Source organism: Sphingobium sp. B10D7B (genome assembly GCF_025961955.1).
In the GTDB taxonomy this organism is placed as follows: Bacteria; Pseudomonadota; Alphaproteobacteria; order Sphingomonadales; family Sphingomonadaceae; genus Sphingobium.
In genome coordinates this window covers 2,005,757-2,019,001 of record NZ_JAOQOQ010000001.1, presented here as the reverse complement: position 1 = coordinate 2,019,001, position 13,245 = coordinate 2,005,757, and the positions used below count along the sequence as shown (strand labels likewise).

Below are 13,245 nucleotides of genomic sequence, written 5' to 3'. Positions count from 1 at the left end.
AAAGGGAGGTCTTTCCGCATGATCGGCCTGGGTCATTATGTCGTCGTCAGCGCGATCCTGTTCGTGCTCGGCGTGCTCGGCATCTTCATCAACCGCAAGAACATCATCGTCATCCTGATGGCGATCGAGCTAATCCTGCTGGCGGTGAACATCAATCTCGTCGCGTTCAGCGCCTATCTGGGCGATCTGGTCGGGCAGGTCTTCGCCATGTTCGTTCTGACAGTGGCCGCCGGTGAAGCGGCGATCGGTCTGGCGATCCTCGTCATCTATTTCCGTCAGCGCGGCACCATCGCCGTCGACGATGTCAACCAGATGAAGGGCTGATCGCGTGATCTCAATCATCGTCTTCGGTCCGCTGCTGGCCGCGATCATCGCGGGGCTGGGCCAGCGCGCCATCGGCAATGTGCCGTCCAAGATCATCACGACGGGCGCGCTGTTCCTCTCCTGCGCGCTCTCCTGGCCGATCTTCATCTCCTACCTCACCGGCAATGCACAGCCGCAGATTGTCGAGCTGTTCACCTGGATGCGCTCGGGCACGCTGGACGTCAGCTGGGCGCTGCGGGTGGATGCGCTGACGGCCACGATGCTGGTGGTCATCACCAGCGTCTCCGCGCTCGTCCACCTGTATAGCTGGGGCTATATGGACGAGGACCCGGATCAGCCGCGCTTCTTCGCCTATCTCTCGCTGTTCACCTTCGCGATGCTGATGCTGGTGACCGCCAACAACCTGCTGCAGATGTTCTTCGGCTGGGAAGGCGTGGGCCTGGCCTCCTATCTGCTGATCGGTTTCTGGTACAAGAAGCCCTCGGCGGGCGCTGCGGCCATCAAGGCGTTCGTCGTCAACCGCGTCGGCGACTTGGGCTTCATGCTCGGCATCTTCGGCATCTATCTGGTGTTCGGCACGATCGACATTCCGGCGATCCTCGCGGCCGCGCCGACCATGGCCGGCTCGACCATCGGTTTCCTCGGCCATCGCTTTGATACCATGACGGTCCTGTGTCTGCTGCTGTTCATCGGCGCGATGGGCAAGTCCGCGCAGCTCGGCCTCCACACTTGGTTGCCGGACGCGATGGAAGGCCCGACGCCGGTCTCCGCACTGATCCACGCCGCGACCATGGTCACGGCAGGCGTGTTCATGGTGTGCCGCCTCTCGCCGCTGTTCGAGACGAGCGCGACGGCCATGGCGGTGGTTACCATCGTTGGCGCGGCAACCTGCATCTTCGCCGCCACCATCGGCACGGTGCAGACCGACATCAAGCGCGTGATCGCCTATTCGACCTGCTCGCAGCTCGGCTACATGTTCTTCGCTGCTGGCGTTGGCGCATATGGCGCTGCGATGTTCCACCTGCTGACGCACGCCTTCTTCAAGGCGCTGCTGTTCCTCGGCGCCGGCTCGGTGATCCATGCCATGCATCATGAGCAGGACATGCGCTATTATGGCGGCCTGCGGAAATCGATCCCGATCACCTTCTGGACGATGCTGCTCGGCACGCTGGCCATTACCGGCGTCGGCGTTCCCGGCACCTATTTCGGCTTTGCCGGCTTCTTCTCCAAGGATGCGATCCTGGAGAGCGCCTTCGCGGCGGGCGGCCATGGCACGGGCGCGTTCTTCGTCGGCGCCTTCGCGGCGCTGCTCACCAGCTTCTACAGCTGGCGCCTGATGTTCCTGACCTTCTGGGGCAAGCCCCGCTGGGCGGGCAGCGAGCACATTCAGCACGCTGTCCATGATGCCCACGGCCACGGTCATGACGACCATGCCCATGCCGAAGCATACGGCCATGCCGAGCATGGTGCGGACAATCCGCCGGCGCAGGAAGATGCGGGTCATGATCCGCACGGCCATGGCGTCGATGCGCAGGCGACCGGCACGGCAGGCTATCACCCCCATGAGAGCCCGCTGGTCATGCTCATCCCGCTGATCGTGCTGAGCCTTGGTGCGGTGCTGGGTGGCTATGTGTTCTACTACAGCTTCTTCGGGGTCGAAGAGGGCGCCCGCTTCTGGGCGGCCAGCACGCTCTATTTCAACGAGCATCTGGTCCATGCCGCGCATGAAGTGCCGTTCTGGGTGAAGGCGACGCCGGCCGTCGTCATGCTCACCGGCCTCGTCATCGCCTGGCTGGCCTATATCCGCCACACCGACTGGCCGGCCAAGTTCACGGCGCAGTTCTACATGCTCTACGATTTCCTGCTGCATAAGTGGTACTTCGATGAGCTGTACGATCTCATCTTCGTTCGCCCGGCCATGTGGCTTGGCCGCGTCTTCTGGAAGGGCGGCGACCAGGGGGTCATCGATCGGTTCGGTCCCAATGGTGCGGCGGCGGTCGTCGTTGCCGGCAGCCGGGTCACGCGGGCCATGCAGTCGGGCTATCTCTATTCCTATGCGCTGGTGATGCTGATTGGCCTCGCCGCGGCAGTCACCTGGGCGATCATGCCGAAATGAGCCAGAGCTTCCCCATCCTTTCGCTGATGCTCGCCGTTCCGATGATCGGCGCCATCGCCTGCCTGTTCGTCTCGGCGCAGTCCGCGCGCTGGATCGCGCTCGCCGCGACCCTGATCGACCTGGTGCTGGGCGCTATCCTCTGGCTGAGCTTCGACATGACGCCCGGCGCGGCGGAATGGCAGTTCACCGAATATGCGCCGATCTTCGGGCGGTTCGCCTGGGCGCTGGGCATAGACGGCATCGCGCTGATGCTGATCGCGCTCACGGTGTTCCTGATGCCGATCTGCATCGGCGCGAGCTGGGAATCCGTGAAGGACCGCGTCGGCGAATATATGGCGGCGTTCCTGTTCATGGAGACGCTGATGATCGGCGTCTTCGCGGCGCAGGACATCTTCCTCTTCTACATCTTCTTCGAGGCCGGCCTCATCCCGATGTATCTCATCATCGGCATCTGGGGCGGCGCGGACCGGATCTACGCCAGCTACAAATTCTTCCTCTATACGCTGCTCGGCTCGGTGCTGATGCTCATTGCGATGCTGTGGATGGTCCGCACGGCCGGCTCCACCGCCATTCCGGAGCTGATGGCCTATGACTTCCCGCCGCACGCGCAGACCTGGCTGTTCCTCGCCTTCTTTGCCAGCTTCGCGGTGAAGATGCCGATGTGGCCGGTCCACACCTGGCTGCCGGATGCGCACGTGCAGGCGCCGACCGCAGGGTCGGTGATCCTCGCCGGCGTGCTGCTGAAGATGGGCGGCTATGGCTTCATCCGCTTCTCGCTGCCGATGTTCCCGGTGGCCTCGGCCGAACTGGCCTGGCTGGTCTGGGGCCTCTCGATGGTCGCGGTGGTCTACACCAGTCTCGTCGCGCTGGTGCAGAGCGACATGAAGAAGCTGATCGCTTATTCCTCGGTCGCGCACATGGCGATCGTGACGGTCGGCCTGTTCGCCTTCAACCAGCAGGGCGTCGAGGGCGCCATGATGGTGATGCTGGGCCACGGCCTGGTTTCCGGTGCACTCTTCCTGTGCGTGGGCATCATTTATGATCGCCTGCACACCCGCGAGATCAATCGCTATGGCGGCCTTGCCGTCAACATGCCGAAATATGCGCTGCTGTTCATGCTCTTCACCATGGCCTCCGTCGGCCTGCCGGGCACGAGCAACTTCGTCGGCGAACTCTTGTCGCTGATGGGCATCTATCAGGCATCGAGCTGGGTCGCTTTGGTCTGCACCACCGGCATCATCCTGGGCGCCGCCTATATGCTGTGGCTCTACCGCCGCGTGGTGTTCGGCGACCTGGTCAAGGACGACGTTCGCGCCATGCCGGACCTCTCGGCGCGTGAAATGGCGCTGCTGGTGCCGATTGCCGCTGCGGTGCTGTGGATGGGCGTCTATCCCGAAAGCTTCCTGGCGCCGATGCGCGGCAATGTCGCCAGCATCGTTGCCCGCACCGAGGCGGTGAAGCCCGCCGGTGACGCCCACCTCACCAAGGGCACGGGCAAGGCCGTTACAACACATCATGAAGAACACGCCGAGGGGGCGCACTGATGGATAGCCTGGGCGTATTCGCTTCGGTCCTGCCGGAAATCACGCTGACGATCTCGGGCCTGGTCCTGCTGATGGTCAGTGCCTTTGCAGGCGATAGCGCCGGTCGCACGGTGAGCTGGCTCTCGGTGCTGGCGCTGGCCGTGGCCGGGCTGCTGCTCGCCACGCCGGCGGTGAATGCCGGCGGCCTGATCTTCGAGGGTCTCTACCGCGCCGATGCCTTTGCGAGCTTCGCCAAGGCACTGATCTTCTTCGCGGCTGCGGCCTGCATCGTCGTGGCACCGCGCTTCTTCGATGGCGACGGTGGCCTGCGCGCCGAATATCCGGTGCTGATCCTCTTCTCGTCCATAGGCATGTCGATGATGGTGTCGGCGGCCGATCTGCTGACGCTCTATATCGGCCTCGAGTTGCAGAGCCTAGCCGCCTATGTGCTGGCGAGCTTTGCCCGCAAGGATTCGCGCTCGGCAGAAGCCGGCCTCAAATATTTCGTGCTCGGCGGTCTCGCGAGCGGCATCCTGCTTTATGGCATGTCGCTGCTCTATGGCTTCTCCGGTACGACGAGCTTCACTGGTGTCGCTGCAGCGATGGCCGATGGCCTGAGCACCGGCGAAATGTTCGGCATGGTGTTCGTGCTGGCGGGTCTTGCCTTCAAGATCAGTGCGGTGCCGTTCCACATGTGGACGCCCGACGTGTATGAAGGTGCGCCGACACCGGTCACGGCCTTCTTCGCCAGCGCGCCCAAGGTGGCAGCGCTCGCGCTGACGGTGCGCGTGGCGATCAGCGCGATGGGGCCGAGCGGAGTCGCCTGGCAGCAGATCATCATCTTCATGGCCTTGGCGTCCATCGTGCTGGGCGCCGTTGCGGCGATCAACCAGCCCAACATCAAGCGGCTGTTGGCTTATTCCTCGATCAACAACATCGGTTTCGCGCTGATCGGCCTGGCGGCCGGCACGGCCGAAGGTGTTGCGGCGGTGATGAGCTATCTGTTCATCTACATTATCATGACGGTCGGCAGCTTCATCTGCGTGCTGCAGATGCGGGATGAGGACGGCAATCCGGTCGAGACGATCGCGAGCCTCGCGGGCCTGTCGCGCTCGCGACCGGGTCTGGCGGCTGCGCTGGCCATCTTCATGTTCAGCCTTGCGGGTATTCCGCCGCTGTTCGGCTTCTGGGCCAAGTTCCTGGTGTTCGATGCCGCCGTCGGTGCGGGCCTTACGCCGCTGGCCGCCATCGGTATTGCCGCCTCGGTCATCGGCGCCTTCTATTATCTCAAGGTGGTCAAGACGATGTACTTCGACCAGCCGGCCGAGCCTTATGGCACTGCCCGCAGCCCCCTGGAATATGGGCTTATGACCGCCTGCGCAGCGATCATCGTGGTGGGCTATCTGCTCAACCCCTGGCTCGACCGGGCGAGCGCGGCTGCTGCAGCTTCGCTTTTCTGAGACCGCCGCGCGTCGCCTTACGAGCGGGGCGACGCTGCAGTGCGCAGTGGGCGCATCGATGACCCTCTATCACCGCATGGCGTCACAGGGGCGCGGCTAGATGGCGCACGCGCGCATCGATGTCGTACCGGAAACCGGCTCCACCAATGCCGATCTGCGCGCGCAGGCCGATCGCTGGCCGGATGGGCACTGGCTGCGCGCCGAGCGCCAGACGGCGGGGCGGGGGCGGCTCGGCCGTGCCTGGCAGAGCCCGACCGGTAACCTCTACGCCTCCACCCTGATCGCGCTGCAGCCGGGTGATCCGCCAGTCACCGGCATCAGCCTGATGATGGGGATCGCGGTCCATGACGCGCTTTCAAGCCTCGCAGTGAAGGCGCCGATCCTGCTGAAATGGCCCAATGATGTTCTTGCGGATGGCGCCAAGCTGGCGGGCATGTTGCTGGAACGGGAAGGGCAGGCGATCATCGCCGGGATCGGGGTCAACATCGCCACCGCGCCGTCGCTCGCCGACCGCCCGACCGTAGCGCTGAATGCCTTGCCGGGCGGGGCTGACGTTGCCGCCGAGGCGGTTCTCGACGCGCTGGTTCTCGCGGTCGACCGCTGGCTGCCACGCTGGCGCGCGGAGGGGATGGCCGCGCTCGTCCCGGCCTGGCTTGCGCGGGCGCATCCCATCGGCACGGCGCTGGTGGTGACGGGCACGGCAGACGCGCCCCTGCACGGGCGCTTTGCCGGCTTGCGCGGCGATGGTGCGCTGATGTTGGCCCGTGAGGATGGCACACAGGCGGTCGTGCACAGCGGCGATGTCGGCATATTGCCTTGAATTCGGCGCTGGAAACGCGCAACGCCGCCTGAGAGGATCAGCCCATGTTGCTAGCCATCGATGCCGGAAATACCAATGTCGTCTTCGCGCTGATCGCGCCCGATCGCACGATCCGCGCGCGCTGGCGGATCGCCACCGATCCGCGCCGCACCGGCGATGAATATGCCGTGTGGATCAACCAGCTGCTCCAGCTCGAAGGGCTGGGCATGAAGGATGTGACGGCGGTGATCGTCTCTACCGTCGTGCCGCGCGCGATGCACAATCTCGATACGCTCGCCCGCAAATATTTCGGCGTCGAGCCGCTGATTGCGGGCAAACCACCGGTGGAATGGCATATCAATGTGGACGTGCCGATGCCGCAGACGCTCGGTGCGGATCGCGCGCTCAATGCCATCGCCGCCCATGACGCCTATGAAGGCGATCTCATCGTCATCGATTTCGGCACGGCAACCACCTTCGACTATATCGATTATACCGGCGCCTATAAGGGCGGGATCATTGCGCCGGGCATCAACCTGTCGCTCGATGCGCTGGTGAACAATGCCGCGAAATTGCCCCGCATCGCCATCGAATCCCCCCGTAACAATGATTCCGTGATCGGCCGCACCACGGAGGACCAGATGCTGATTGGTGTTTTCTGGGGATATGTGGCAATGATGGAGGGGCTGGTCATGCGGATGCGCAAGGAGATCGGCCGCCCGGCGACTGTTCTTGCCACCGGCGGCCTCGCCATCTTGTTCGACCAGAAGACCGATCTCTTCGATGCCATCGTGCCGGATCTCACATTGACCGGCCTGGCACTCCTCTATGAACGCAGCGGAAAAAGTGCATGACGCCAGGCGATGAACTTCTCTTCCTGGCCCTTGGTGGGTCAGGCGAAATCGGCATGAATCTCAATCTCTATGGCTGTCGTGGCAAATGGCTGATGGTGGATCTGGGGGTGACCTTCTCCGATCCGTCCTTCCCCGGCATAGATCTCATCATGCCGGACACCGCGTTCATCGAGGAGCGGCAGAAGGATCTGCTCGGCATCGTGCTCACCCATGGGCATGAGGATCATATCGGCGCGGTGCCCTATCTTGCGGCCGATCTCGACGTGCCGATCTATGCGACGCCGTTCACTGCCGGTCTGGTGCGGGGCAAGCTCGCCGAGGAAGGTCTGACGGACAGCGTGACGCTGCATGTCATCCAGGAGGACGAGAGCTTCGAACTGGGCGAATTCCGGATGCGCTACCTACCGCTCGCGCACTCGATCCCGGAAGGCAATGCGCTGCTGATCGAGACGCCCTTTGGCCGCATCTTCCATACCGGCGACTGGAAGCTCGACGATGAGCCGCAGATCGGCGTGCCCTCCACGGCGGAAGAACTCAAAGCCGTGGGCGACGAGGGCGTATTGGCGCTCGTTTGCGACAGTACCAATGTGTTCAATCCCGAGGCCAGCGGCTCGGAAGGCTCTGTGCAGGCCGATCTGCTGAGTACGATTGCCGGCGCCAAGGGCAGGGTGGTGGTGACCACCTTCGCCAGCAATGCCGCGCGCCTGCAGACGCTGGCCAATGTGGCGCGGCTCACCGGGCGCAAACTCTGTGTCGCCGGGCGCTCGCTCGATCGCATCATCACCATCGCCAAGAGCTGCGGCTATCTGCAGAATCTGCCGCCGATGCTGGACTTCGACGCGATCATGGCGGTGCCGCCGCGCGAAGCGATGATCATCGCGACTGGCGGCCAGGGCGAATCCCGCGCCGCGCTCGCCCGCATCGCGACCGATCAACACCCGATCAAGCTGGATACCGGCGACACGGTGATCTTCTCGTCGCGCAAGATTCCCGGCAACGAGCTGGCCATCGGCCGCATCCAGAATGCGCTGGCGGCCAAGAATGTGGTGATGATCACCGAGAATGACGCGCATATCCACGTCTCCGGCCACCCCGGGCGGCCGGAGCTGGCGGCGATGTATGGCTGGATCCGGCCCGAGATGATTGTGCCGGTGCACGGCGAATTGCGCCATATGGCGGAGCAGGCGCGCTTTGCCGCGGAGCAGGGCATCGAGCGCGGCATCGTGCAGACCAATGGCGACATCATCCGCCTCGCGCCCGATGGGCCGCACAAGATCGGCGAGACGCGCGCCGGGCGCCTCGTGCTGGATGGCGATGTGATCCTGCCGGCCGATGGCAACACCATGAACGAGCGCCGCAAGATCATGATCCACGGCCATATGAGCGTGGGCCTCGCCATTTCCGCCAAGGGCAAGATGCTCGGCGCGCCGGACATCCGCACCAAGGGCGTGCCGGTGGAGGATGATCGCGAGCAGTTCCTGGCTGATGCGGCCAAAGCTGTGGGCGCGGTTGTCGCCAAGGGCAAGGCGAGTGGGGACGTCGAATCCCTGCGGGAAGCGGTGCGCATCGGCGCGCGGCGCGTGGCGTTCGAGTGGACCGGCAAGAAGCCGATCGTCGACGTGATGATCGTGCAGGCCGGCTGAGGGAGGCGAGGATGCAAATCGGCTCCGCGCTGGCGATCTATTTTCTGATCTGGTTTCTCAGCCTGTTTCTGGTGCTGCCGTTCGGCGTGCGCACCAGCGACGAGCTTGGGAAGGAGAAGGTGCCGGGGCAGGCGGACAGCGCGCCCCATGAGTTTCGCTTCTTCCGCATGATCCTGCGCACGACGGCGCTTTCCGCTCTGTTCTTCGCGCTGTTCTACGCGAACTGGGAATATGGCTGGGTGACCATCCGCAGCTTCGACGGGTTTTTGAACGCCCCTGAGAGCCTCCGGCAGTAAGCGCAGAGCCTCCGGCAATAAGCGGGGAGGCGGGCGCGCGGTTTCAGCCGCGCGCCCCGCTCAGTTCGGCCTCAATTTGGCCGAAGCCGGTCGATGCCCTGGGCAAGCGCCACGTAGAGCTTGCCGATATCCGACGAGATCATTGTCAGCGCCAGGGTGCTGCCGTCCTTGGCGGCCATCACCGTGCGCAGCAGCATCTCGAAGTCGCGGATGTAGCGGTTCACATGCTCGCGGAAGGTGGCATCGTCCTGATAGAGGGCGTGGATCTGCTTCGCCTCTGCATTGTTGACCAGCTTGGTCGCGCGCCGTGCGAATAGGCCCTGGTCGCCCTTGAGATAGGCGTTCCAGTCGCTGTCCGAGACATCCTTGTCGAACCACTTGCCGACATCGATGGCGTGCTCGCCCAATGCGCCGATGAGCATGGCCGATCGTTCGGAGATCAGATCGCGGTCCTGCGTCTCCAGCTTCTCGCGATGTGCGCTGATGGCGAGGTCGAGCGTCATGCCGGCTTCGGCGAGGGTCAGCATGTCGCCGCTCAGCTTGTGCGTTGCCTTCTGGGCGGTCTGCGCAGCCTCGTCGGCCGCCTGAGCCAGCCGGGCCAGTTCGCTCGAGACGGTCGCCTCAACCACCTGCCGGATGGCCTTGTCGCTGGCCACTGCGAGCCCCTGCGCGGCTGCCGGGATCACGTTGTCCATCGCTTCTCGCGCGCGTGAGGCAGCAGCGTCGGCGGCATTGCGGACTTCGCCCAGCGCTTCCGCCAGACGCGGGCCGACCGTCTCGCCAAGCACCTCCATGCCACGACCTGCCTGCTCGACCGCATCGGCCAGCGCCGCGATTTGCTGGCGCTGCGCGGAAAGGGCATCCTGAGACTTGCACAAAGCCTCGGTGAGCACGCTGAGCTGGGTGTTGGTCGCCTTGTCCGACTCGCGCAACTGGCTGACGACGCCGGTCGCCACCGCTTCCACGGCTTCAAGCGCCGGCCCTGCCGTGCGGATGCGCTCGTGCATCGTGCCAAGCTGGCTTTCAACCCGGCCAATCGCGGCCGGCAGGCTCTCGTCGAGCTCGCGCACGCTGCTGTCCAGGGCGAGCAGCAGCGCTTCGGTGCGCTGGATAAGCTGACCGGCATGGCCATCGCCGCGCCCCAGAGTCTCGATCAGGGCCTGGGTTTCCCCTGACAGCCGGCTGAGCGTGCCGGAAAGCTGCTGGGTGCGGGCGAGCGAGGCCTGCTCCAGCGCATCGAACGAATGGGCAAGCGCGACTGCTTGCTCGCTCGTCTGGGTCAGCCACTGCGTGCTCCTGCCGGTCTGCCCTTCCAATCGGGCATCGAGACCGTCGAGCAGGGCTTCCATCTCGCGGCAGGTGGAAGCGAAGCGATCCAGGCCGCCGCTGGATGCGCGGTCGATCGCCGCGGCGCTCTGTTCGACGAGCGCGGCCAGCGCGGCGTTCTGCGCATCGAGGCGCTGCTCGGTCGCATCGAGCACGGATTTCACGCGGTCGATGGTGAGGTCGAGACGGGCGGAGGAGAGTTCGGAGAGATTGGTCAGCTCTTCTCCCGCGTCATGCGCGCCGTCGCGCAGCCCGGAGATCTGCGCCGAGAGCGCCTTGCCGGCATCGGTGAGCTGCAGGCGGACTTCCTCCGCCACCAAAGCTGTCGCCTGCAACTGATGATCGAGCGCGTCGTGGCGCTGGCCAAGATCGCCACCGACCCGTGCGAGCGTTTCGCCCAGTGTCGCCAGCCGGTCCTCCAGCTTGGGCAGCGTATCGACCATCGCGGCGAGACGGTCGCCGACGGCACTCACGCGTGAGAGCGAGGTCGTGCTGTTCTGGCCGAGCAGGTCGGTCTGCGCGGCGATGTCCGTCATGGATCGGCGCAGGGACTCGCTCGCCGCCTCGGCTGCCCGGGCGGTTTCGCGGGTCTGGCCGGCGAGCTGGCCGTTCACGTCGGTGAGCATGGTCAGGGCCTGGCGCGCTTCGCTGGTGATTTGCGCGGCGTCGTCGGCGCTGAGCGAGGCTACAGCCGCGGCCGGGCGTCGCATCAGGATCACGGCGAGGCCGCCAAGGATCAACAAGGGTGCCGTCGCGACTGCGATCAGGTTGATCAGCCATGCGGAGCGCGCGCCGATGTCCGGATCGGTCCCACTGGCGACCACAAGCGCGACCCAGCCGACGGCAATGACCCCCAAGCCCCCCAGAGCGGCTTTCCGCGCCGGGCTGAGCGGTTCGCGCTCTGCGGCGCCGCTTGCGAAGGATGTGGCCATGCCTTGATCTCCCCCAGAGGAACGATCGGGAAAGGCGGGCGCATCCCAGCCTGCATCCGACTCGTTGCGGCGCGAGACGCCGTCCTGTTTCACGTGTTCTGGCCCCTTATTGATGCCGCTAATCTGGTCGATGTCCCGCCCATCCGTACCGTTTTGGGACGGATTTTCGACTTTTCGGGCGTCGGACATGGCATTTCCTTAACATGTTCCCTCTGAGGGGGAACCCGGTTTTACACTCTGTTCACCTTTCGAAGGTTATCAGATGGCCATGGCATATGATCCTGGCACGCTCGAAGCAGCCCTTGCTGCGGCAGTCGGTTCCGACCGTGCGCTCATCGCGGATTTGCGTCGCGCATTCCTCGAGAGCGCAGGCCGGCAGGTTGATCTTCTCGCCCGTTCCCGCTGCGATGCGAACTGGACGATGGCGGCGCTACGACTCAAGGGGCTCTGCGCCAGCTTTGGCGTCAATCGCCTGATGAACCTCGCCGATGAAGCGCTGATGGGCGCGCCGGGCGATCCGGTCATCCTGCGGCGCATCACCCAGGCGCTCGCGACGGTCGGGGCGGAAAACGAAGACTGACAGCCCGACCGTATGTGTCGGCTGATTACTCTCCAGGCAGCCCCATGTGTCGAAACGGGGGCCTTGCAATCAGGCCACCGCATTGCCAGACAGATTGTCTGTGTCGAATGTCGGTCTCTAGGTAGCATCCATGGTGCTGGTCGCTCTGCTCAGTGCGCGCAATGCCGCACGGGACGGTCTGCAGTCGCCCGTGTCATCGGCGCTGCTGGACTTTGGCGGCCAGAGCCTCATCGAGTATCAGGCGCGGCTGGCGCTTGGCGCGGGCGCGGAAAAGCTCATCATCCATGCCGATGCGGCGGCGGCCGAGGCGGACTTGCCCGGCCTCACCCGCATGGCCGATCACATCGCGCGAGAGACCGATTGCCCGGTGAGCGTGGTGCGCGACATGCCGGAACTGGCCCGCACGATTGCACCGGAAGACCTCGTTCTGCTGATGGCGGAAGGGGCGGTGATCCCCTCAGAAGCGCTCGACGCCCTGACGATCAGCGGTGGCGAGGCGGTGCTGGTGCTGCCCTCTGGCGCGAGCACGGCCAGCTTCGAGCGGCTGGATGCCAGCAGCATGTGGGGCGGGGCGTTCTGTGTTTCCGGGGAACGGCTGCTCGCAACGCTGGATATGCTGGGCGAGTGGGATCTGGTGCTCACCTTGCTCCGTCGCGCCGTTCAGGATGGCGTGGAGCGGATCATGCTGCCGCCCGAGCCGGTGCTGCAGGGCCGGTTGGCCTTCCTCACCGATCAGTCCAGCGCCGATCTGGCGCTGAATGCCCTCAGCGATTACGCCCCCGACGCAAGCTGGCGCGATGGCGGCGGCGTTGCGGCCTTGCTGGCGCCGCTCTCGCGTACGTTGCTGCGCGAGTTGATGCACCGGCAGGCGGAACCGGGACATATCGCGCTGCTCGCCGTGCTGCTGTGCGCGGGCAGCGTGGCAGTGGGACTCAGCGGATGGGCTTTCCCGGCGCTGCTCCTCATGCTGCCGGCGCTCGGCATCGCGGCGCTGGCGGACCGTTATGCGCAACTGACCCTGCGCGCGACCGGTCGGCGGTGGCCGTTGGCGCTGGTGCAGGGCGGCGCGCTGCTGCTGTTGGGCATGACCGGTTTGCGCGCGGCGGGAGCGGACCCGCTGGCGCTCACGACGGTGCTGTTCGTGCTGCTGTTCCTCACTCTTTTCACCTTCGGGTCGGAACGAACGCCGCCCACTGCGCTTTGGGAAGTGCAGCTTCGTCCCGGCGTCCCGGCGGCATTGCTGATGGTGCTTGGCGGCGTTATCGTCGGCTATGTGGGAATAGCCTTTGCGCTGCTCGGCTGGGTTCTGGCCGGTCTTCTGGCCGCGCGACTGTTCCATTTGGGAAGGTCCGAATTTTAGGGCCTGTTAAGCCTGTTTGGCTAGGGATGGGG

General features: G+C 64.9%; 11 protein-coding genes. 10 read left to right on the top strand and 1 reads right to left on the bottom strand.

Annotation, left to right across the window (positions count from 1 at the left end):
• Positions 1–18: 18 nt before the first annotated feature.
• The 8 genes from nuoK (at position 19) to M2331_RS09555 (ending at position 9,015) form a co-directional block, all read left to right on the top strand.
• Positions 19–324, top strand: coding sequence for an NADH-quinone oxidoreductase subunit NuoK (gene nuoK / locus M2331_RS09590; RefSeq protein ID WP_181560075.1), 306 nt, complete (start codon positions 19–21; stop codon positions 322–324).
• 4 nt (positions 325–328) lie between these two features.
• Entirely contained in the window at positions 329–2,440 is a 2,112-nt protein-coding gene (gene nuoL / locus M2331_RS09585) for an NADH-quinone oxidoreductase subunit L (RefSeq protein WP_181560074.1), read from the top strand.
• Positions 2,437–3,984: an NADH-quinone oxidoreductase subunit M gene (locus M2331_RS09580; RefSeq protein ID WP_181560073.1), complete on the top strand. Its 1,548-nt coding sequence runs from the start codon at positions 2,437–2,439 to the stop codon at positions 3,982–3,984. The genes nuoL and M2331_RS09580 overlap by 4 nt, the downstream gene beginning before the upstream one ends.
• A complete protein-coding gene (gene nuoN / locus M2331_RS09575; RefSeq protein WP_181560072.1) occupies positions 3,984–5,423 on the top strand; it encodes an NADH-quinone oxidoreductase subunit NuoN in 1,440 nt (479 codons plus the stop codon). Before M2331_RS09580 ends, nuoN begins: the two co-directional genes overlap by 1 nt.
• Positions 5,424–5,523: 100 nt before the next feature.
• The gene (locus M2331_RS09570) at positions 5,524–6,243 is read left to right on the top strand and encodes a biotin--[acetyl-CoA-carboxylase] ligase (protein WP_181560071.1); all 720 of its coding nucleotides are present in this window, start codon (positions 5,524–5,526) and stop codon (positions 6,241–6,243) included.
• 44 nt (positions 6,244–6,287) lie between these two features.
• Positions 6,288–7,076 (top strand): type III pantothenate kinase, encoded by a 789-nt coding sequence (locus M2331_RS09565; RefSeq protein WP_181560070.1) that lies wholly within the window; start codon positions 6,288–6,290, stop codon positions 7,074–7,076.
• Positions 7,073–8,719 (top strand): ribonuclease J, encoded by a 1,647-nt coding sequence (locus M2331_RS09560; protein WP_181560069.1) that lies wholly within the window; start codon positions 7,073–7,075, stop codon positions 8,717–8,719. The genes M2331_RS09565 and M2331_RS09560 overlap by 4 nt, the downstream gene beginning before the upstream one ends.
• A gap of 11 nt (positions 8,720–8,730) precedes the next feature.
• Positions 8,731–9,015 carry a DUF1467 family protein gene (locus M2331_RS09555; protein ID WP_181560068.1) on the top strand — a complete coding sequence of 95 codons (285 nt, stop codon included), beginning with the start codon at positions 8,731–8,733 and terminating at the stop codon, positions 9,013–9,015.
• Positions 9,016–9,086: 71 nt separating this feature from the next.
• On the opposite strand, the gene M2331_RS09550 is transcribed toward M2331_RS09555, so the two are convergent.
• Positions 9,087–11,273 (bottom strand): hypothetical protein, encoded by a 2,187-nt coding sequence (locus M2331_RS09550; RefSeq protein WP_181560067.1) that lies wholly within the window; start codon positions 11,271–11,273, stop codon positions 9,087–9,089.
• A gap of 268 nt (positions 11,274–11,541) precedes the next feature.
• Here M2331_RS09550 and M2331_RS09545 point away from each other — a divergent pair, with 268 nt between their 5' ends.
• Both M2331_RS09545 and M2331_RS09540 read left to right on the top strand, forming a co-directional pair.
• Entirely contained in the window at positions 11,542–11,853 is a 312-nt protein-coding gene (locus M2331_RS09545; protein ID WP_181560066.1) for an Hpt domain-containing protein, read from the top strand.
• Between the two features lie 130 nt (positions 11,854–11,983).
• The gene (locus tag M2331_RS09540) at positions 11,984–13,213 is read left to right on the top strand and encodes a hypothetical protein (protein WP_181560065.1); all 1,230 of its coding nucleotides are present in this window, start codon (positions 11,984–11,986) and stop codon (positions 13,211–13,213) included.
• The last annotated feature ends 32 nt before the right edge of the window (positions 13,214–13,245 follow it).

Bases quoted from the DNA above. Each gene is read 5' to 3' on its own strand.
- M2331_RS09560 (WP_181560069.1), top strand. From the start codon at position 7,073: ATGACGCCAGGCGATGAACTTCTCTTCCTGGCCCTTGGTGGGTCAGGC.
- M2331_RS09540 (WP_181560065.1), top strand. From the start codon at position 11,984: ATGGTGCTGGTCGCTCTGCTCAGTGCGCGCAATGCCGCACGGGACGGT.
- M2331_RS09550 (WP_181560067.1), bottom strand. From the start codon at position 11,273: ATGGCCACATCCTTCGCAAGCGGCGCCGCAGAGCGCGAACCGCTCAGC.
- M2331_RS09570 (WP_181560071.1), top strand. From the start codon at position 5,524: ATGGCGCACGCGCGCATCGATGTCGTACCGGAAACCGGCTCCACCAAT.
- nuoN (WP_181560072.1), top strand. From the start codon at position 3,984: ATGGATAGCCTGGGCGTATTCGCTTCGGTCCTGCCGGAAATCACGCTG.
- M2331_RS09545 (WP_181560066.1), top strand. From the start codon at position 11,542: ATGGCATATGATCCTGGCACGCTCGAAGCAGCCCTTGCTGCGGCAGTC.
- nuoK (WP_181560075.1), top strand. From the start codon at position 19: ATGATCGGCCTGGGTCATTATGTCGTCGTCAGCGCGATCCTGTTCGTG.
- M2331_RS09565 (WP_181560070.1), top strand. From the start codon at position 6,288: ATGTTGCTAGCCATCGATGCCGGAAATACCAATGTCGTCTTCGCGCTG.
- M2331_RS09555 (WP_181560068.1), top strand. From the start codon at position 8,731: ATGCAAATCGGCTCCGCGCTGGCGATCTATTTTCTGATCTGGTTTCTC.
- M2331_RS09580 (WP_181560073.1), top strand. From the start codon at position 2,437: ATGAGCCAGAGCTTCCCCATCCTTTCGCTGATGCTCGCCGTTCCGATG.